Here is a 20,338-nt window from a genome sequence, read left to right on the forward strand (position 1 = left end):
TAATGCCGTGGCCGACAAGGCGGACATTCATGATCAGATGGCGCCACGGAGACAGCGCCGGCGCCCGCCCGTTCCATATTCCCGCCTCGCATGCCAGAGCGACACTGCCGTGATGTGAAAACATGTCCGTGTTCTCTTAGGGTGTTAATTTTTAGACGGCACGTTTACAAGCCTAGTAATTGAGCAATAGGGTATTGCCGGAAGCTTCGCTTGAGGCTCAGACTGCCCCATTTCAGTAGGCATTTTCGTGGCATCCTCATCCTCAAATCTTACCGATGGCCTTCTTATCAACGCTCTTAATGAGGTGCTGGTACGCTGGGGTTTAACGCTAGTGGCCCTCGTTAGGTACGGGGCTGACAAGCTGCTGTGTGTGGGTCGCCTCTGTGAACGTATAGACCGGGCAGACTCATCCGATCGTCTGGTGATCGAGGGGCCCTGAATTCACAAAAAACAAGAGAGGGAACTGATGACAAGTATTTTCAAAACACTGAGAGAAGGGGTGCAGCTTCTGGCGGCAGTCATGCTGATCGCTTTTGGCGGCTCGCAGGCGGTTCATGCTGCCGGGTTGAAAATCGCGATGGTCATGCCTGGTCCGATCAGCGACAATGATTGGAATTCGGTCGGCTACAATGGGCTGCAGGCGGCTGCCAAGGCGTTGGGTGCAGAGGTTGCCTATTCAGAAAATGTCAGCGATGCGGATGCCGAGCGTGTTTTGCGCGACTATGCATCGCGCGGCTACAAGTTGATTTTTGCTCACTCGTTTTCCTATGGCGACGCCACCCTGAACGTCGCCGAGGATTTCCCGGACACAACGTTCATGGCGGGAACTGCCAAAGAACTCGCCCCCAATGTCGGCAGTTATTCCAACCCCGATTATCAGGGCGCCTATCTGGCCGGCATGCTGGGCGCCGGGGCATCCAAGAGCAAGACCATCGGCTGGGTCGGCGGCATGCCAGCGCCGAATATGCTCGCCAATTTCCACGCCTACGAAGCCGGTGCCAAGGCGATGGTTCCTAGTGTGAAGGTTCTCCATAGCTTCATCGGCTCCTGGTTTGACCCGCCCAAGGCCAAGGAGGCCGCGATTGCTCAGGTCGAGCAGGGGGCCGACGTTTTATCCGCGCAGGGCGTCGGCGTGATCGATGCCGCAAATGCCAGGAATGTGTTTGCGCTCGGCGCCATGACCGATCAGAACCATCTCGGACCTAAAACCGTGCTGACGAGTGTTCTGTGGGATCTCGGTCCTCTTATCACAGCTGTCGGCAAAGCTGTCGAGGATAAGACTTGGACGAGCCAGAACTGGTCCTTCGGCATTCCGGAAGGTGCCGTCAGGCTCGCCGATTTCCACGGGCTGGATGCCGGCGTTTCCCCGGATGTGCTGACGGCCGTCAAGGCAAAGTTTGATGCGATCAAGTCTGGCGCTTTCACCGTGCCGCTGGATACGTCAAATGCCGACTGAGAATGAAGGTTTTTCCGCGATTTCTGGCATCGCGTCGGAGGTTGTCGGGGAGGCTGAGACGAAAGCTGCGCCGCTGCTCGACATGCGGGGCATTCGGGTCATTTTTGGCAGTTTTGTAGCCAATGATGCTGTTGATCTCACCGTCAGGGCAGGCGACATTCATGCCCTGCTCGGGGAGAATGGTGCTGGCAAGTCGACCCTGATGAAGGTTTTGGCCGGTCTCCTGGTTCCCTCCAAGGGCGAGGTACGGATCGGCGGGAAGAGAGAGACAATAGCAGGTGCTGCTGAAGCCATGCGGCTTGGTATCGGCATGGTCCATCAGCATTTCATGCTGGTGCCTCCGCTCACTGTTGCAGAAAACGTGTGTCTTGGTCTTTCTTCTGCCGGGAGGCTCATTCCCAATCTCAAGCAATGCGCCAACAATATTCGGGCGCTGGCAAAGGCCTATGATCTGGATGTTGACCCGAATGCCCGCATCGCCAATCTTTCGATTGCCAGCCAGCAGCGGGTGGAAATCTTGAAGGTGCTATATCGCGGCGCCCGCATCCTTATTCTTGATGAACCAACAGCCGTGCTGGCGCCGCAGGAAGCCAGCGGATTATTTCGCATCCTGCGCCTGCTCGCAGCGGAGGGCGTGGCAATTATTTTCATCAGCCACAAGCTCGACGAAGTGATGGCGTTGACCTCGCATGTCACGGTGCTCCGACACGGCCGCGTCGTGGCGAGCGCCGCCACCGCGGATACAGATGCACGCAGTCTAGCGCGCATGATGGTTGGGGCAGATATCGCTTTGCCAAAGCTGGAAGACGCAGTCCCCTTGGGCGCTGTTGCCGAAGACGGCAAAGGCCCCGTGCTTTCGGTCGAGAGCCTCGTCTGCCGTGATACAAGCGGCGTTCGGTGCGTCAGCGGTGCCAGCCTGAACGTAAGGTCAGGCGAAATTGTCGGCATCGCGGGCGTTGATGGGAACGGTCAACAGGAATTGGCCGAGGCGATCGTCGGCCTGCGCAAAGTCGAAGGTGGCTCGATCAGCATAAACGGCTACGCGGTCACGCATGGTTCTGTCGCGGAGCGGATCAACCTTGGTCTTGCCCACATACCGGAGGATCGCCACCGCACGGCATTGGTGGAGTCGATGACGATAAGCGAGAACGCCGTGTTGGAGCGCGTCGGAGATGCGCCATTCTCCAGAGGCGGTTGGATCGACAAGGCGGCGATAGCATCGCTTGCAGATACGATCATCAAGGATTTCGACGTACGCACTACGGGCCGGGAGCAGAAAATCGGAACGCTCTCGGGCGGCAATCAGCAAAAGGTCGTCCTCGGGCGGGCACTTTCGCGTGATCCCAGCCTGATCGTCGCCGTTCAACCCGTTCGTGGTCTGGATATTGGTGCAACCGCATTCGTTCATCGAGAGCTTCTCGCCCGCCGCGCTGCCGGGGCCGGAGTGCTTCTGATCTCGACTGAGCTCGATGAAATCCTCGCGCTTTCAGACAGAATTGTCGTCATGTTCAAGGGCAAGGCAATCGGCGAGTTGAAACGGGAAGAGGTGACCGTCGAACGGTTGGGTTTGATGATGGCGGGGCAGGTGGCATGAGCGGAACAGAAGATGTTCAATTGAAACGGCGGTACGTTTCACCCGCACTGGTCAGTAGCACGGCTTCGGTACTAGCCGCCTTCATGGTGGGCGCAGTGTTGATCGCTGCAGTCGGCGTCAATCCGCTGACGGCATATGGTGCACTTTTCGATGCGGCCCTCGGCAGTCGCAATGGGCTGTCGGAGACCTTAGTGCGCACGGTACCGCTTGCGCTTTGCGGTCTCGGCATTGCGCTTGCCTTCCGGGCTGGCGTCTTCAATGTTGGCGCCGAGGGGCAGTTATACCTTGGTGGGACCGCAGCGGCTGCCGTTGGCGTCGCAGGTTCCGCTCTTCCCTCTGTCCTCCTTCTGCCGGCAATGATGCTGGCGGCGGCACTGACTGGTGCGCTCTGGTCGGGGCTCGCCGCCTGGCTGAAACTTCGCTTTCGCGCTGATGAGCTGATCACCACGATCATGCTGAATTACGTGGCGATCGATTTCGTCTCCTTCCTTCTGCATGGGCCGCTTAAGGATCCCAATTCGCCGTTGGCGCAGACAGCGCGACTGACCACAGAAGCGCGGCTTCCCACTCTTTTGTCTGGAACGCGCCTGCACGCCGGCGTTCTTATCGTCGTAGTCGCTGTCATTCTGGCACATCTGTTTCTCTGGAAACGGGTGGGTGGCTTCCGGTTGCGTGTGGTCGGTTTTAATCCGCGCGCTGCGCTCAATGCGGGGATCGATGTGCGTTACACTCTCATGCTCGGCTTTCTGATCAGTGGCGCGCTCGCCGGCCTTGCAGGGTTTGCCGAGGTATCCGGCGTGCAGCGGCGCATGATCGAGAACCTTTCACCCGGTTTTGGCTACAGTGCCATCATCGTAGCGCTGCTCGGTCAGACCAATCCTGTCGGTGTATTGGCGTCAGCGTTCTTGTTTGCGGCGTTGCAGATAGGAGCGACGACTATGGAGTCGGCGGCGGGCGTGCCGAGCACGCTGACGACAGTCATTCAGGGGCTTGTCGTTCTGTTTCTCATCGGCAGAGCGGCGTTGCCGCTCGTCTCGGGCTGGCTTTCTCGCCGATTGCGGCCGGGGGCAGTAACATGAATACGCTGTCCGCTCTGAACGATCCGGTATTTGCTGGCTTTCTAGCGGCTTCAATGCGGTTAGCTATACCGATCATGCTCGCAGCCCTTGGCGGACTCTTCGCGGAGCGGTCGGGTGTCCTGAACATCGGACTGGAAGGCATGATGCTCATTGGAGCCTTCGTAGGTTTCGTTGTCACATTTGCAACTGGGCAATTGGCCATAGGTATTGTTGCCGCCGTGCTCTCTGGCGTCACCGGCGGCCTTCTGCTCGGCCTATATACGATAACGCTCAGCGCCAATCAGGTGGTGGTTGGGATTGCCCTGAACCTGCTGTCGGTCGGCGTTACTTCCTTCTTCTATCGCCTGTTCTTTGGGGCGGCCACGGATCGACCGCGGATCGAACCCTTCGCGCCTGTTGATTTCGGCGGGCTCGGTGATGTCCCGCTGGTCGGCGCGCTGCTGTTTCGTCAGGACATGCTGGCTTATCTCGGGCTCTCATTGATCGTTCTTACCTGGTTTGTGATGAAGAAGACGCGATTCGGGTTGAATATCCGTGCTGTCGGCGAGCATCCCGAGGCAGCCGAAACACTCGGCGTCGATGTCGTCCACACGCGGTATATCGCGATCGCTCTTTCCGGTGGACTGGCGGCACTCGGCGGTGCTTTTTTGTCGCTTTCAGCAACAGGCGTCTTTCTCGACAACATGACGGCGGGTCGCGGCTATATCGCCCTTGCCATCCTCATTCTCGGTCGCAGACATGCCATTGGCATTCTGTTTGCCGCTCTCCTCTTCGGCTCCGCGGATGCTCTGCAACTGCGAGCCCAGCTTCTGCCCATCAATGTACCACTGCAATTTCTACTCATGTTGCCGTATGTCTTGACGATTGTGGTGCTTGCCGGATTTGCCGGCCGTCAAGGCACGCCCGCTGCCCTCGGGTTGCCCTTTCTCCGCAGTGGTTTGCAAAAAGGATAACTGACGATGCTTGATCTTCATGAAGCTACCTCGCCTGAAGTTGGGCAGGCGATTAGCAAGGGTGCGGTTGCCGTGCTGGCCGTTGGTGCACAGGAACAGCACGGTGCACACCTGCCGCTGTCGACGGATACGGTCATGGCACAGGGCGTGGCGCGGCGCATTGCCGAGGCAATCGGCGGTCTTCTGTTGCCGCCGATTGCCTACGGTGACGCATGGAACAACGAAGGATTCCCGGGCACACTGTCGCTTTCGCCAGACACCATGCGCGCGATCTTCATGGATATCGGTCGGGGACTTTCACGATCCGGCTTCAGGGCGCTCGTCATCGTCAATGGCCATTTTGGAAATCGAGAGCCGATCGCGCTGGCTGCCCGTCTGCTGAAGCAGGAGACGGGTTTTCCCGTCTTTCATCTGGATTATCCAGGTATGGAGCAGGCTGCAAACGATATCTGCGACAGCAAACCCGCCGCGCCGACCTTCTACCATGCGGACGAAGTCGAGACCTCGATGATGCTGGCGCTGGCCCCTCATCTGGTGAGAATGGACAAGGCCGCAGCGGAATATCCGACATTCCCCGCGACGTTTGGCATGGAGGCGATCAGTCTCAGCACGTTCAACAAATCCGGCGTCTTCGGCGACCCAACGTCGTCCACGGCAGCCAAGGGTGAGGCGCTGATTGCGCGTATCGTTGATGAGAGCGTCAAACTTGTCGATTTATTCCTCTCGGATAGATGACAAATGCGATCCGATCGCTGTTGCTTCCTACCGGAGACGCCGTGCATCCTCTTCGTCAACCGGATGGACGAACCGAGAGGGCGGCTGAGGGACGTGATCGCCGCGCTTCAAGACTACGCCAACCACACGCTTTTGCTTCGCCAGATCCCGATCCGCGAGGGGGACAGGATCATAGGCAGTTGCGATCTGATTTCGGAACGGGCGTGGCGCTATCGGGAAGGCCAGACTTCGGCGCTGATCGCAATCCCCGAAAGCGCGGCCGAGCGCGAGCACGAAGCGCGCAGCGAGCTCCTGGAACACCTGTCCGAATTCGATGACCGGCTTCTCGAAGAACTGATCGAAGATCGCGAGCCGCCCAGCAACGCGCTCTATGCCATTTCATCGCGGCTTGTGTGACCATTCGCTGACACTCGGGGATGGTTATCCGGCATGGGTATAGCATGGTTAGTCGTTGAAGTATGTTGGAGGCTTGATGACACGAGTGAAAAGTTACTAACTTCTGCGCAATGTGTCGCCCACTTAGGGTTCCAATTGCCTCAAAGAAAATTGCCCTGCCAGGTGGGGCCAGGCAGGGCAACAACAGGAGTACTGTTGAGAGCGCGAGTCGGATGTGAACTGGAGTTTAGTAACTTGCGCAGCTCAATCTATCATTGTGTGACAGTTTTGTGAATTGTGGCATTCGCATCAGGCGAGAGGGGAAGAACTCGCCGTTCGCACCAACTATTCGCAAACGGTTTCGCGCACTACTACCCGATGATGATGACGGTAGCCGTAGCGCCTCTCTGTCCAGCACCGGCGATGATACCTATAGCGCGGAGCGTCATAGTATCCATCATCTGCGTAGGTCGGTGGATCGCTGTAATAGCGTGGCGGCGGCGCATCATAGTCGTAGCGAGATCCGACTCCGTATTCAAAGTAGACCTGAGAGAATGCCGGCGATGCGGCCAAGGTCGTTGCGAGCACCAGCGCCGCGATTACAATCCTTTTCATGTCTTTCCATTCCCATTTACATACAGCTGTGACGCGCTATCCCGCGCCTTAAATGTAGTATGCCATGAGCGGCGCTCGTGAATACGGACCAAAGTCCCGACCAAGTAAGGACTTAGGCCCTAGAGCTTGTGAAAGCTCTGTTCGCTAGCGTTGCGTGGCCTCCTCGTACTCAAATCGTAAGATGAGATATCGTCTCCAACCGAATAAGTGGGCGGTGGCGACTGAGGGTTTATAGGTACTCCCGCCTGCAAGATGAGCGGTGTTATGCCCTTTCAAAAATATGCATCTATTCCAAATGATCTCAATTTTCGTGAAGCGTTATTGCTTTGGACTCGCAAATTTGTCAGATCCGACACGGGGGCAACGCGCGTTACTCAGCGGACGATTGATGTGTTGCGCGCCAATCCCAGCCTCCTCGACGGACGTGACATAAACGAAGCGATTTTCATGCTATTGTGTCGGCACGCGTTCAATGAATTCGAATCGTCGTCTGAGCAAGGCCATCGAGGTGATGGCGCCATGTCCGGGAAAAGCTGATGTGCTGAGGCGAATAGGCCGTTACGATCGGCAGACCGAGCATGTCGGCGTCCGCCCTCACACGCATGGGAGCATTGTTTACGGAGCAGCGTCGACTAAAATTATCTTATTTGTATTAAATACTTAACTCCGGACTAAGGCGTCATATAACGCCTCCATCGGATGAGAAGTTCGATTCCCTTCCTCTCCGCATTGACTGCTCGGTCCGGCGACGACATGTGTCGGCCGACGCCTGCTCAGGCAAAACACCGATTCCCTTGAAGGCGGGGGCTTGCTCCCTTTGGAGCGTGGAAAATCGGATATCATTTCCGCAACCGGATGGTTTTGACCACTACTAAGTGTTCTTACCAATGAGGTGATCCGCTTCACGTCGGCGACGGAACCCCGATATCCACCAATTGGTGGTCTTTGGTTGTCTCTCCAATAAACGTCGGCCGATAAGTTCGATCAACGCGGGCGCCAATGTTGTGCGTTTTATGGTGGTGGCCGTTGCTCGGGCTAAGTAATCCCCATTCCAGTTTCGACACCTTGCTACCTCGGCCTGGTGGAAACGCGAAAGTGCCTGGGCGTCATACCCGTCTGCCTTTTGAAAACTTCGTAGAAACGAGCAGCCGACCCAAACCCGCAATCGTCCGCGATGTCCAAAATCGAGTCATCCGTTTCGGCTAGCCTCTGCATGGCGCGAGCCAACCGATACCGGGTCAAGTACTCCATCACGGATATTCCCAATACGCTGCGAAATGCTCTGCTGGCAGTGGTCGAGTGGACGTTCGCGTGCTTTGCTATCGCCGCCAGTGTCAGCGCTTCACCATATCGCTGACCGATCAAATCAGTAAGGAGTTGGGTGTATCGTATCTCCGAACCCGACAATCTCGGATTGGAGGCCAATGCAGGCCTGTCGAACGTGTGATCGAGAATCAGTCGCCGGACCACGATCGACACTTCATCCTTTACGAGTTGCTGGCGCGCCGAGCCGCCTACCAGCCATTCATCGGCCCAGCGCTCGCGAACGTTGATGGTCCCGCTGGAGGCTTCGGCTTCGTTTACGAACGCACCCTGAAGGACTGCCTGTCTCGACGCCGCGTCGATCGGCAAAGCGAGAAAGTCCACGAGAGGGAGATAGACGCATACCAGCGGAGACTCCGGAGTGACGAAGATGGTCTGGTGCGGGATTGCTGCCCAGAACAGCACCATTCGACCCGCTTCCACATATTCCTGTTTCCCGTTGAACAGGTAGGTCATCGACCCCTCAAGGAGGAGATTGATCTCTATGTGGTCGTGCCAATGGGCAGAGATCATCGTGTCCGCGACGTGGCGCTCAACCGTAAAGTCTCGCGGGGATCCAATCCACTTACCTTCGCTTACCGTCGATTCGTTGCCCACACATGCTCCGATCCTGGAATTATTTTCCATTTAGCAGGAAGAAATTCTCGGTGGGAAGAGGCAATCAGTTGTCGGTCATCAACTCGGGAGCAACCCCATGCCGAAAATTTGCCTCGTTGGAGCCGGAAGCACCGTCTTCGCTCAAAACATTCTCGGTGACGTCTTATCGACGCCGACCGACCACGACTATGTCATCAGTCTTTTCGATATCGATCCGGAGCGGCTGAAAACTTCAGAGATCGTGGCCCGTCGCATCTGCGAGGCCTTGCATCTGAACCGTGTGCGGATCGAAGCGACGCTCAATCGGAGGGAAGCGCTAAAAGATGCGGATTTCGTGATCCTGATGATGCAGGTGGGCGGCTACAAGCCTGCGACCGTGACGGATTTCGATATCCCGAAGCAATACGGTCTGCGTCAGACCATTGCAGACACGCTGGGCATTGGAGGCATTTTCCGGGGCCTTCGCACCATCCCAGTCCTGCACACCATCTGCCGCGACATGCAGGAAGTCTGCCCCGACGCCTTGCTTATGCAATACGTGAACCCGATGGCGATCAATTGCTGGGCAATCAAGGAGATCGCGCCGGAGATCCGCAATGTAGGTCTCTGCCACAGCGTTCAGCACACAGCGGGCCACCTTGCGGAATGCCTGGGAGAAGACATCGGCGAGATCAACTACCTTTCCGCAGGGATCAATCACATTGCGTTCTTCCTGAAGTACGAGAAACTTCATGCCGACGGCCGGCGCGAGGATCTGTATCCCCGGCTCAAGGCGCTTGCCGCAGAGGGCAACGTGCCCGAGGACGACCGAGTGCGGTTCGATGCGCTCAAGAGGCTCGGCTTTTTCGTTACGGAGTCCAGCGAGCACTTTTCGGAATATACGTCCTGGTACATCAAAGATCGACGCCCGGAACTCATCAATGAGCTCAACATACCGCTCGACGAGTATATCCGCCGATGCGAGGTCCAGATATCCGAGTGGCACGCTCTACGACAGGATCTGGAGGGCGGCAAGCCAATAGACGTCTGCCGGAGCAACGAATATGCTGCTGGCATCATCCATGCTGCGACGACCGGGAAGCCCGCTCTCATCTACGGCAATGTGCCCAACGCAGGGCTGATTGAGAACCTTCCCCCCGAATGCATCGTCGAGGTGCCGTGCCACGTGGATCGCAACGGAATTCAACCTGTCCGGATCGGCCGGATTCCTTCTCAGCTTGCCGCTGTCATGAAGTTGAGCATTTCCGTCCAGGAACTCACGGTGGAGGCCGCTCTTACTGGGAAGCGGGACAGGATTTACCAGGCAGCGCTCCTTGATCCGCACACTTCCGCTGAACTGTCGCCGGACGAGATCTGGCGCATGGTCGATGACCTGATCGAGCGACACGGCGATCTGCTACCCGCCTATCGCTGAAAAGCTCAACATCGGAAGACACACAACGGCGCTCATCCAGCGCCGTTTTTTGTTCGTTAAATCGATCATAAAACGTCAATATTATGATTGACAATGAGCGAAATGACCCGTTATGTGATCATCATTGAATGACGAGAGGAGGTGCTCATGAGTCTGACCAATGGTTTGAAGACCGATCGGCTCGATCTCATACGTAGTCATCTCTATGCGAATGGGTTCTCTAGTATCCAGGATATTGCCGACGCCGTGGGCGCGTCGCTCGCTACGGTTCGACGCGATCTTCAGGTGCTGCAGGAAGCAGGCGCCATCGATCGCGTGCACGGGGGTGCCCGGATCGCGGAAGGTACTTCTGTGGAACTGGCATTCCAGGAGCGCGAAAAGCGGCAGCTGGCCGCCAAGCGCGCGATCGCCGCGCACGCGTATGAGCTCCTGTCCCCCCGAACGGCGATCTTCCTCGATGCCGGGACGACTGTTCTGCAGTTAGCCAAGCTGATCCGCATCAATCCGATTCCTCTGCGGATATTCACGAACGGTTTGATCGTGGCTCAGGAGTTCATAAACGTTCCAAACCTCGAAGTCGTTCTGGTTGGAGGACAGCTTCGCAGCGAAAACGCGTCCCTCGTGGGTCCGCAAGCCGAAGCCATGCTGGAATCCATCTGGTTCGACCAGCTTTTCCTTGGTGCCAGCGCGATCAGCAACGATGGCGCGATCTACAGCGTCGACAGTGCAGAAGCCAGCGTCAATCGAAAGATGCTGGCTCGGTCAAACAGCAAGTTCGTCCTCACGGACTCGACGAAGTTCGGTACGACTGCGACCTACAAGGTTGCCCCACTCAGCGAGGCAAAGTTGATCACCGACGACGGTCTGTCCAACGAATGGCGCACGCAGCTCGAAAAGGCCGGTGTCGAGACTTTGTTTGCTGATCAGGGGGCGAAGTCTTGAGGCCTGACCTGATTCTCGGCGTTGACGGTGGCGGCACGAAAATGATGCTCGCTCTTGCCGACCGAAACGGCACCTTCCTTCGAACTGGCTTCGGGGGTGGTGTGAACGCCATGGACAATCCCGGTTGGCGTGACGAACTCAGTCGATGCCTGGAGCCCTTCCGTCACCAAGAAGGGTTGGTCTCGGTCGCGGCAGCCCTCCCGGTCTTCGGTGAAGTGGCGACGATTTCGCGGCAACTGGACGAGGTCGTCAACCGAGCGTTTCCGAACGCCCGCACTCGCGTCCTGAACGATGTAGATGCGGCACATCTTGGAGCCTTTGCAGGCAGGTCCGGGATACTCCTGCTCTCGGGCACGGGGTCGATGGCTTGGGCGCGAGATCGGGCGGGTGAATCTTTTCGGGTCGGCGGATGGGGCGACATTGTCGGGGATGAGGGCAGCAGCCACTGGATCGGTCGATTGGCACTCAACGCGGTGAGTCAAAGCATCGATCGGCGTTCTGCTCCGACTGCCTTGACCGAAGCGATCTTCTCTCACCTCGGGCTGGACCGGAACAATCCTATGGAGTCGCTGGGCTCCTGGGCAACAGCGCACGCTAGACGTTCAAGCATTGCCGCTCTGGCGGCGGTCGTCGATCGCACAGCGGCAGCAGGCGATGATACCGCAATTGCTGTTCTCGAATTGGCTGCGGACCAGCTTGCGAGCCACCACCTTGCGATAGCCGCGCAGTGCGAGCCGGGAGCAAACTGGACCTACGCGGGCGGAACGTTCCGAAGCAGGCTGCTTCTCGAGGCACTGGCAAAGCGGATTGGCCGTCCCCCGGTTTGTCCGAGCTTGCCCCCAATCGGCGGAGCTCTTTTCGCTGCCGCCCAACTTCTCGACTGGCCCACAGATGAAGGCTGGATCGAACGCGTCGCAAAATCGGCGAAGGCGGCGTTTGAGCATTGAACCGATGCCGGGTCTAAACATAAGAAGGATGGGAACATGCGTAAGAAATTCTTGTTACTGCTCACTTCGGCCGCGCTGGCCATCGCTCTCCCTGCTGCCGCACAGGACAAGCCCCTAGCGGGTAAGTCCATCACCGTGCTGATGCCATCGCCACAAGGGCCTGACATTGCATCGGCATTCGAAGCGGAGACGGGCATCCATGTCGATTTGCAGACACTCTCGTGGGATGACATCCGACCGAAACTGGTGACGGCCCTCGTCGCAGGCACTGCCCCCGCCGACGTGACGGAATTCGACTGGTCCTGGACGGGCCAGTTCGCAGCTGCCGACTGGTATATGCCCCTGAACGATGTGGTCGACGCTGACACGATCAAAGACATCGGTGTTGCCAAGATCTTTACCGTCGATGGCAAGCTTCTCGGGATCCCATACACCAACGATTTCCGCGTGATGCTGGTCAACAAAAAGCATTTCGCCGACGCGGGGGTCACAGAGATGCCCAAGACTCTCGATCAGCTGGTCGCAGCGGCAAAGAAAATCAAGGAAAAGGGCATCGCCACTTATCCGATCGGCCTACCGCTTTCAGCTACCGAAGGCGCATCGACGAGCTGGTATCTTCTGACGAAGGCCTTCGGCGGCGAGTTGTTCGACAAAGATTTCAATCCGCTCTTCACCAAGCCTGACTCGGCAGGTTACAGGGCGCTCGCATTTGAGCTCATGCTTCTGAAGGAGGGTCTGGTCGATCCTGCGTCTACCGGACTGAAAGATAGCCAGATCAACGAAGGTATCTTCTCACAAGGGCTCACAAGCATCATGATCTCGGGTGAACCCGGTCGCCTTGGCTCGATGAACGATCCGAAGCAGTCGAAGGTTGCCGGACAGGTCGAGGCAATCCTCGTTCCGACGGAAAGCGGAGAAACACGCAGCTTCGGTCTGCCGGAGGCGCTTGCCATTCCGAACGTTTCCCCGAACAAGGACGCGGCAGTGGCCTTCGTCAAGTGGTTCACAAGCCGCGAGTTTCAAAAGAAAAACATGGCGAACGGCTTCCTTCCGACCAGGACGTCTGCATTGAGCGAGCTGAACTCCGAAGGCAAGTTGAACAGCGGTGACGCGTTGATCGCGCAATCGAAGACCGTCGAAGCGCTTTTCCCGCAGGGAACACCTCCGTGGTATCCCCAGTTCTCGAGCGGCGTGAACACCGCGATCAACAGCGTTGCCAAGGGCCAGATGACCGTTGATCAGGCAGTGGAAAGTATCGCTTACGCAACGAAGCAGGCAATGGCGCAATGAGCGCTGTCTCCTATAGCGGGACCGCGGCGAAGAAGGGTGTCGGCCGGAATGCCGACACCGCGCTGGGCGTGCTGTTGGTGTCCCCGATATTCATAACGATGGCGGCCCTCGTCTTCTATCCGATGACCCGGACGATGTGGGACAGCCTCCATCGGATCAACCCGATGCAAGCCGGGACGCCATTCGTCGGACTTGATAATTACACTCGAATGCTGTCCGACGCCCAGCTCGGCAGCACTTGGATGAATACGCTTATCTATGTTGTGCTGGCGGTTGTCGCCGAAACGGTATTTGGCGTCCTGGCCGCATCGTTAATCAACCAAATCAGGGTAGGTCGGCAGTGGGTGCTCGCGGCGGTCATACTACCGTGGGCTCTCCCGGGCGTCGTAAATTCGGTCATCTGGCTCTGGATATACCAGCCGGGCGCAGGCCTCCTGAATGGTATCCTGACATTTTTGGGACTGCCTTTCGAGAACCATGTCTGGTTCAATGACCGCACGAGTGCGATCATTGCCGTCACCGTCGTCCACGTGTGGCGGATGATGCCTTTAACGATCGTGATCGTACTGGCGGCGATGCAAAGTATCCCGGCGCACCTTTACGAAGCAGCCCGTATCGACGGAGCGACACGACCACAGATGTTCGCTCTCGTCACGTTGCCGCTGGTACGAAGCGCGATCGCTGTGTCGATGACCAACGCTACGGTGAATGCATTCAACCTCTTCGACGAGGCGTGGGTCTTAGGCGGATCAAGCCTGGAAACTCGGCCGATCCTTGTTCAGATCTATCTCGAGACATTCCAGAACTTGCGTTTCTCATATGGCATGGCCTTGTCGGTTGTCATCACCTTCGTCTCATTGCTCATCTCGCTCGTCTACGTTCTCCGGGTCTATCGCAACACGAGGTTCGATTGATGAAAACATCGCTCCATCATCGTGTGATGATATGGACGGGCATCGCCGTTCTGCTGGTCTGGTCTCTCGGCCCGATCTACTGGACGGTCGCCAGTTCGGTAACGCCAACGGACGACTTCTCGGTCAGGCCGATCCATTTCTTCCCGCAGCATTTCACGTTCGCCCACTATTCTCGACTTCTCGGCATCAATGTCGACCGTATCGGAGGGGTCGAGGTATGGCGGCAGTTTCGACTGGCGCTTCTAAACAGCGTGATTACTTCGGCGGCCGCCACGCTTCTCTGCGTCGCGGTGTCCGCGCTCGGTGCCTATGCGTTCACTCGCATGCGCTTTCCCGGGCGTGACGTTCTCTTCGGACTGGTTGTGGCGACTCTTGCCGTTCCGGCTTACGCCGTTCTGATCCCGCTCTACCAGATCATGATCAAGATGCATCTCGTCGACACCTATGTCGGAGTTGCCCTTATTTACGTGTCTGCCTACCTGCCGCTGTCGCTCTGGCTGTTGCGCAGCGTGTTCGAGGCGTTGCCGCTGGCACTCGAAGAGGCGGCGCAGCTGGATGGGGCAGGGCGCTTGTACATCCTTTTCAAGATCGTACTCCCCCTTGCAGGCCCCGGTCTGACGGCAGCAGCGATCCTGACGTTTCTAGGGGCTTGGGGGCAGTACCTCGTGCCGCTCATTTTCTCGCCTCAGGCGACCAAGCCGTTGACGGTATTGATCCCTGAGTTCGTCACCAAGAACTTCATCGACTACGGGCTGATCACGGCCAGCGGTTCCATCGCGATCGTTATCCCGGCCTTGGTCGTCATCTTTCTCAACCGATATCTGGTCAGCGGATTGCTGGCAGGCTCGGTCAAGTAATCGGAGCTAAAATGAACACCACCGAAAAAGTCATCCGCGAGCAGTTTCCATTTTGGGAAAAGGCGCGGGGTGCGAACAGTGCGACTGCCAGACAGGACGTCCTCGTTTACGTGGGATGCGGAACATCCTACTACCTCGCCATGTCGCTTGCCGCCTACGCGAACCGCGCCGGCCGCCGAGCTATCGCGGTTCCCGGTGCCGAATGGCTCAACCGACCCTCCTACTTTTGGTCCGACTGGAAGAACACCCATGTCGTTGCGATCTCTCGCAGCGGTGAAACGACCGAAACCGTTGCCGCCGCGAAAAACAGCCGGGAAAACGGCGCCTTCGTGACGGCACTCACCGTCGAGGCGGACAGTACGCTTGCCAAGAACAGCGATTCGGTTGTCACATCGCCGACGCATGCAGAGGAAGGTATCGTCATGACCGCCTCCGCGAGCTTGATGCTCTTGCTCGGTCTGCAGATGGTAGGCTCCGAAATCCCCGCATCGATCGTCGCTTCTGCCCAAACTCTTGCAGAGAAGCTGGATGAAGTCCTCGACTATGAAGTTCTGGACCGCGGCCATTTTGTCTTCCTCGGTGGCGGTCCCTTGTTCGGTATCGCTTCGGAGGGCGCGCTGAAGCTTTTGGAAATGAGCCAGGTTATGACGCAACCGTTTCATCCCCTCGAGTACAGACATGGCCCGATCAGCCTCGTCGACGCCAAGACGGCAGCCGTCATGCTCTACAGCACCGATCAGAAGGATGCGGAAATGAAGCTTGTCGAGGAGCTGCGCGAAAAGGGTGCCTTCGTGATCGGGATCGGCGGTCCGGGCGATATCGAACTCGCGGTCGACTTCGATCTGTCGCTTGCGGGCCTGGCTCTCCTGCCTGCGCTTCAGATCCTCGGAGAGCGGGTCGCGCAGTCCCGCGGCATCGACACCGTCCAGCCAAGGCACCTCACGAAGGTTGTGAAGCTGGCATGAGCAAGATCGTCGACCAGAACCGGAAAATTGCGTTCTCCAAGCTTTTCGGCGAACGGAAGCGAGAGTTGCCACGCGGCATCGTTTCCGTTTGCTCCGCACACCCGCTCGTCGTCGAGGCCGCGCTACGGCGCGCCTCTGACGAGGGCAGCGTTGCCTTGATCGAGGCCACCTGCAATCAGGTCAACCAGGAAGGCGGCTACACGGGGATGACACCGGCGGCTTTCCGCAGGTTCATCGACAGGATAGCCGAAAAGATCGGCTTCCGTCCAGAAAACATAATTTTCGGCGGCGATCATCTCGGACCCAACCCGTGGGGGAAGCTCACCGCCGAAGAAGCGATGTCGCGGGCTGAGAAGATGGTGGAAGCCTATGTCGAGGCGGGCTTCGAAAAGTTGCACCTCGACACCTCAATGGGATGCGCCGGGGAAGCAGCGGCTTTGCCTGATGAACTGACCGCCGAGCGGGCGGCACGGCTTGCGAAAGCAGCAGAGGACGCAGCGCGACGCGCCGGTCGCCGACCGCCTGTCTATATCATCGGAACCGAAGTTCCGCCTCCCGGCGGCGCGACACATGCGATCGAGGAACTCGAAGTGACGAGGTCAGAAGCAGCGGCGAAGACGCTGGCTGTGCACGCGGCCGCATTCGACGAGGCGGCCGTCCCGGAGGCGATGGACCGGGTCATAGGGATCGTCGTTCAGCCCGGTGTCGAATTCGGAAATGCGAACGTGGTCTTGTATAAACCTGAAAAGGCCCGCGAACTTGCATCCAGACTCAATCGTATGCCGGGTTTGCTATTCGAGGCCCATTCTACGGATTATCAGACCGCTGAGGGACTTTCCTCCCTCGTCGATGACGGATTTGCGATCCTGAAAGTCGGACCCGGTCTGACCTTCGCACTGCGGGAAGCGTTTTACGCTCTTGATGCGATCCGAGCCATTCTCTTGCCGGAGCGTACCGCAGGCAATTTGCCAGCAGAGATGGAAGCGATCATGGTAGGCCAGCCGCAGCATTGGTCGCGCCATTATCATGGTTCCAGCGATGAGATGCGATTGCAACGGCACTTCAGCTACAGCGACCGCATTCGCTATTACTGGCCAGAGAGCGAGGCACTGCGCGCGGTGGAAAGCTTGTTTGCAGAGCTTCCCGATACAATCCCTGAAACCCTCATAAGCCAGCACCTGGCTCGTGTTTACCCAGACGTTGTAGCGGGACGGGTACCGCCGCGAGCGAGGGATCTCTGCCTCGCAGCGATCGACAGCGCGTTAGCGCCCTATTCGGTGGCAACGGCCACTACTCGTCAGTTGCGATAAGCGCAGCCCTCGCCGCAAAAGCGTTCAAACCGGAGATACCCATGGCGTCAGTCAGCGTCGCGAATGCTCGCAAGAGTTATGGCCACCACGAGATCCTTCACGGGGTCGACATTGATATCCAGGACGGCGAATTTGTCATCCTCGTCGGCCCGTCGGGGTGCGGGAAATCCACGCTTCTGCGGATGATTGCTGGGCTCGAAGAGATTTCCGATGGGCGAATCTCCATCGGAGGTCGCGTCGTCAACGACGTGGCGCCAAAGGAAAGGGACATTGCGATGGTGTTCCAGTCATATGCTCTTTATCCTCATATGACCGTCGAGGAGAACATGGGGTTCTCGCTCAGACTGGCAAAAGCTCCTAAAGACCAGATCAAGGCGCGCGTTCGAGAAGCAGCCGAGATATTGAGCCTCGAACATCTTCTCGAACGCCATCCCCGCAACCTGTCAGGAGGACAGCGCCAGCGCGTCGCGATGGGTCGAGCTATCGTTCGCAATCCGCAAGTGTTCCTTTTCGACGAGCCGCTTTCCAATCTCGATGCGAAGCTACGCGTGCAGATGCGCTCGGAAATAAAACAGCTGCACCAGCGGTTGAGGACGACCACGATCTACGTGACGCACGATCAGATCGAGGCGATGACCATGGCCGATAAGATCGTTGTGATGCGTGATGGCTACGTGGAGCAGATCGGTTCGCCCCTCGACCTCTACGACCGCCCGGAGAACCTTTTCGTCGCTGGGTTCATCGGCTCACCCGGAATGAACTTCATCAAGGGCAAGAGCATGGGGGGCAGCTTTGTTTCAAACGATGATGTCACACTTCCGTTGCCTCCGGGGATTTCGGTTCATGATAGCCACGAGATCACTTATGGCATACGACCCGAGCACCTTGGCGTGGAGGGCGACGGCTTGAACGGCGAGGTCGTGCTTGTCGAACCGACCGGTGCCGAGACGCAAGTGACCGTGAAAGTCGGGCCTGACCAGATGATTGCAAGTGTTAGGGAGCGCCTTGACCTTAGAGCCGGCGATCATATCAAATTGTCGCCCAATCTCGCGAAGGTGCATTTGTTCGACTCGGTGAGTGGAACGCGGCTTACGTCGTAAATGTATCCGCTTGCCGGCTATGGGAGATCATATTGAATAAGATCCTAGTTATCGGAGAAGTCCTCGTCGAGATCGTCGCGCTCGAAAAAGGCTATGGCTTCCGATCTCCCATGAACCTAGTCGGCCCGTTCCCGTCCGGTGCGCCACCGATTTTCATCGACCCAGCCGCAAAACGGTTCTGTCGCAAACAGGTAGCGAACCGACCGCCGGCATTGGGATCCGTGATTTTCTGCCCTGTTTCCCTGCAAACCGTGTCTTGGTGAGGCGAAGGGTATCCAACTCTTCGGGTCCGAAAACGGTATTGCCAAGTTGTTTGAGGCTGGTCGCGTGCCATCACGGGGCGGCTATTTTACGCCGCCATTTCAGCGGTGTACCCGGCCCACAGGCCGAATGCGTAATCCGTGCATGGCGGTATGAAATGGCGGTAAGACTATAGCGGCGAGGGGGGAAGATCGTATTGATTTGGTCATGAGCTGACAGGAAGCGTTGCGCCTGACGAGGCGATTTGAACCGCCCCATGATCTTCTCGCGTTTTCGGGTCAACCGGTGCGAGTTTTCAATTCTGTTGTTCAAGCCCTCATGCGCCCGATGATCGGCATCCGGCGCCAGGGTCTGTATAAGCTTGACGTAGCTGCCAAGCTTGTCCGTCACGACGACGCGCGCCTCGCGAAATTGCCTGACCAGTCCGGAGAAGAAACGCTTGGCCGCCTTGGTGTTGCGGCGCCGCTGAACCAAGATGTCGAGCACATCGCCATCAGCATCGATCGCCCGCCAGAGCCAGACTTCTGTCCGCCGATTGCAATGACGGCCTCATCCATATGCCACTTGTCATTTGGCTTGGGGCGGTCCCTGCGAATGCAGGTGGCAAAATGGCGGTCAAAGCGATTAATCCATAATCGAACAGTTTCCCGGCTGACGATCACGCCGCATTCAGCAAGCAGGTCTTCCACATCCGCCGTGCTCAGCGAAAACCGGTAATAGGCCCACATCGCATAAGCAACAATCTCACGCGGAAAGCGAAACCCCTTCAACCGGGGAAAAAGGCGCGGCAATTTCATTGCGCCTCGATACCTGACACGCCAGCCTCAAACAACTTGGCAGTACCGATCCGGCAGGTGATGAGCCGGCTTCCGCCGGAATTCCCCTCAGATCGGCTCGTGAGAATAGCGCGGCTTTCCGCCGGGCTTGATCTGTGGAGGCCCGCAAACTGGTTTGCAGCTCTGGCTTTGCGGCCGCTCTGATCAGTGGAAAGTCGAGCGCTCGATGACTGGGCGCTCATGTCAAACCCCAATTGAAGAGGGAATATGTATGCGTAGAAGCTTCATATCGACTGCGGACGTGGTGGATATCCTGTCCATCCAAAGGGTTTTGAGCCGGGTTGGATCGTATGCCGATCAAAAGCGATGGGAAGATCACCGCCAACTTTTTTCGGATGAGGTGGTCATTGATTTCGGAGGTGTCAAACCGTCGCAGATCATTAGCTCCGATAATCCGATGAAATGGAACAAGGAGTCCTATAAGGGCGTGAAGACCCAACACACGTTCACAAACCAGGATGTGGAGATTATGGGCGATACCGCGACAGCTACCTCAATCTGTGCAACATATGCTGCAGCTAGCAGAGCTTGACGATTATCTTGTCTGGGATCTGTCCCTTAAGTTCGAAATGCAGATGTAAATAATGCGCCTGTCCATCGCCGCCGCGACTTATGCTCCTACGCCGCTGCGTTTGATGTTTGAGCTCCATTGGTGATAGGTTCAAAGCTATCCAGCTGGAGCATCACCGACTTCTACCCTGCTGATGCTCGTTCGACGTAACGCAAAATTCTGGTGACGGTTGACCGACTAACACCTGCCTCTCGGACGATACAA

Annotated in this window: 17 protein-coding genes and 3 pseudogenes; 17 read left to right on the plus strand and 3 right to left on the minus strand. The window is 57.4% G+C overall.

What is annotated here, in order from left to right; all coding sequences use genetic code 11:
- Positions 1 to 466 precede the first annotated feature (466 nt).
- The 6 genes and pseudogenes from GA0061101_RS28025 to GA0061101_RS28050 all read left to right on the plus strand — a co-directional run.
- A complete protein-coding gene (locus tag GA0061101_RS28025) occupies positions 467 to 1,456 on the plus strand; it encodes a BMP family protein (protein ID WP_092576063.1) in 990 nt (329 codons plus the stop codon).
- Entirely contained in the window at positions 1,446 to 3,050 is a 1,605-nt protein-coding gene (locus GA0061101_RS28030) for an ABC transporter ATP-binding protein (protein WP_167669608.1), read from the plus strand. Before GA0061101_RS28025 ends, GA0061101_RS28030 begins: the two co-directional genes overlap by 11 nt.
- Positions 3,047 to 4,129, plus strand: coding sequence for an ABC transporter permease (locus GA0061101_RS28035; RefSeq protein WP_092576066.1), 1,083 nt, complete (start codon positions 3,047 to 3,049; stop codon positions 4,127 to 4,129). Before GA0061101_RS28030 ends, GA0061101_RS28035 begins: the two co-directional genes overlap by 4 nt.
- Positions 4,126 to 5,082 (plus strand): ABC transporter permease, encoded by a 957-nt coding sequence (locus GA0061101_RS28040; RefSeq protein WP_092576069.1) that lies wholly within the window; start codon positions 4,126 to 4,128, stop codon positions 5,080 to 5,082. Before GA0061101_RS28035 ends, GA0061101_RS28040 begins: the two co-directional genes overlap by 4 nt.
- Positions 5,083 to 5,088: 6 nt before the next feature.
- A complete protein-coding gene (locus tag GA0061101_RS28045) occupies positions 5,089 to 5,817 on the plus strand; it encodes a creatininase family protein (protein ID WP_047555775.1) in 729 nt (242 codons plus the stop codon).
- A gap of 36 nt (positions 5,818 to 5,853) precedes the next feature.
- Positions 5,854 to 6,210, plus strand: a pseudogene (locus tag GA0061101_RS28050) (elongation factor G); the annotation flags it as partial.
- Positions 6,211 to 6,537: 327 nt separating this feature from the next.
- On the opposite strand, the gene GA0061101_RS28055 reads toward GA0061101_RS28050, so the two are convergent.
- Both GA0061101_RS28055 and GA0061101_RS28060 read right to left on the minus strand, forming a co-directional pair.
- On the minus strand, positions 6,538 to 6,807 hold the full coding sequence (locus GA0061101_RS28055; RefSeq protein ID WP_092576071.1) for a hypothetical protein: 270 nt from the start codon (positions 6,805 to 6,807) through the stop codon (positions 6,538 to 6,540).
- A gap of 1,068 nt (positions 6,808 to 7,875) precedes the next feature.
- Positions 7,876 to 8,727: a helix-turn-helix domain-containing protein gene (locus GA0061101_RS28060; protein ID WP_245297589.1), complete on the minus strand. Its 852-nt coding sequence runs from the start codon at positions 8,725 to 8,727 to the stop codon at positions 7,876 to 7,878.
- Between the two features lie 97 nt (positions 8,728 to 8,824).
- On the opposite strand from GA0061101_RS28060, the gene melA reads away from it, so the two are divergent.
- From melA to GA0061101_RS40345, 10 genes and pseudogenes are all read left to right on the plus strand, one after another.
- Positions 8,825 to 10,141, plus strand: a complete 1,317-nt coding sequence (gene melA, locus GA0061101_RS28065; RefSeq protein ID WP_092576074.1) for an alpha-glucosidase/alpha-galactosidase — start codon at positions 8,825 to 8,827, stop codon at positions 10,139 to 10,141.
- A 147-nt stretch (positions 10,142 to 10,288) separates the two neighbouring features.
- Entirely contained in the window at positions 10,289 to 11,083 is a 795-nt protein-coding gene (locus GA0061101_RS28070; RefSeq protein WP_037190907.1) for a DeoR/GlpR family DNA-binding transcription regulator, read from the plus strand.
- Complete coding sequence (locus GA0061101_RS28075; RefSeq protein WP_092576076.1) at positions 11,080 to 12,030, plus strand: N-acetylglucosamine kinase; 951 nt, start codon at positions 11,080 to 11,082, stop codon at positions 12,028 to 12,030. The genes GA0061101_RS28070 and GA0061101_RS28075 overlap by 4 nt, the downstream gene beginning before the upstream one ends.
- Before the next feature lie 36 nt (positions 12,031 to 12,066).
- Complete coding sequence (locus GA0061101_RS28080; RefSeq protein WP_092576079.1) at positions 12,067 to 13,320, plus strand: ABC transporter substrate-binding protein; 1,254 nt, start codon at positions 12,067 to 12,069, stop codon at positions 13,318 to 13,320.
- The gene (locus GA0061101_RS28085) at positions 13,317 to 14,234 is read left to right on the plus strand and encodes a carbohydrate ABC transporter permease (RefSeq protein ID WP_037190900.1); all 918 of its coding nucleotides are present in this window, start codon (positions 13,317 to 13,319) and stop codon (positions 14,232 to 14,234) included. The genes GA0061101_RS28080 and GA0061101_RS28085 overlap by 4 nt, the downstream gene beginning before the upstream one ends.
- Complete coding sequence (locus GA0061101_RS28090) at positions 14,234 to 15,091, plus strand: carbohydrate ABC transporter permease (protein ID WP_092576081.1); 858 nt, start codon at positions 14,234 to 14,236, stop codon at positions 15,089 to 15,091. The genes GA0061101_RS28085 and GA0061101_RS28090 overlap by 1 nt, the downstream gene beginning before the upstream one ends.
- A gap of 11 nt (positions 15,092 to 15,102) precedes the next feature.
- Positions 15,103 to 16,056: an SIS domain-containing protein gene (locus tag GA0061101_RS28095; RefSeq protein WP_092576084.1), complete on the plus strand. Its 954-nt coding sequence runs from the start codon at positions 15,103 to 15,105 to the stop codon at positions 16,054 to 16,056.
- Positions 16,053 to 17,366, plus strand: a complete 1,314-nt coding sequence (locus tag GA0061101_RS28100) for a D-tagatose-bisphosphate aldolase, class II, non-catalytic subunit (protein ID WP_092576087.1) — start codon at positions 16,053 to 16,055, stop codon at positions 17,364 to 17,366. Before GA0061101_RS28095 ends, GA0061101_RS28100 begins: the two co-directional genes overlap by 4 nt.
- A 41-nt stretch (positions 17,367 to 17,407) precedes the next feature.
- Positions 17,408 to 18,466, plus strand: a complete 1,059-nt coding sequence (locus GA0061101_RS28105) for an ABC transporter ATP-binding protein (RefSeq protein WP_092576090.1) — start codon at positions 17,408 to 17,410, stop codon at positions 18,464 to 18,466.
- 32 nt (positions 18,467 to 18,498) lie between these two features.
- Positions 18,499 to 18,639: pseudogene (locus GA0061101_RS40345) on the plus strand (sugar kinase); the annotation flags it as partial.
- Between the two features lie 176 nt (positions 18,640 to 18,815).
- Here the strand turns inward: GA0061101_RS40345 and GA0061101_RS28115 are convergent.
- Positions 18,816 to 19,524: pseudogene (locus GA0061101_RS28115) on the minus strand (IS6 family transposase).
- 250 nt (positions 19,525 to 19,774) lie between these two features.
- Between GA0061101_RS28115 and GA0061101_RS28120 the strand changes: the two are divergent.
- On the plus strand, positions 19,775 to 20,095 hold the full coding sequence (locus GA0061101_RS28120; protein ID WP_162732593.1) for a nuclear transport factor 2 family protein: 321 nt from the start codon (positions 19,775 to 19,777) through the stop codon (positions 20,093 to 20,095).
- Positions 20,096 to 20,338 lie beyond the last annotated feature (243 nt).

The organism is Martinezella lusitana, assembly GCF_900094565.1.
GTDB classification, from domain to species: Bacteria; Pseudomonadota; Alphaproteobacteria; order Rhizobiales; family Rhizobiaceae; genus Rhizobium; species Rhizobium lusitanum.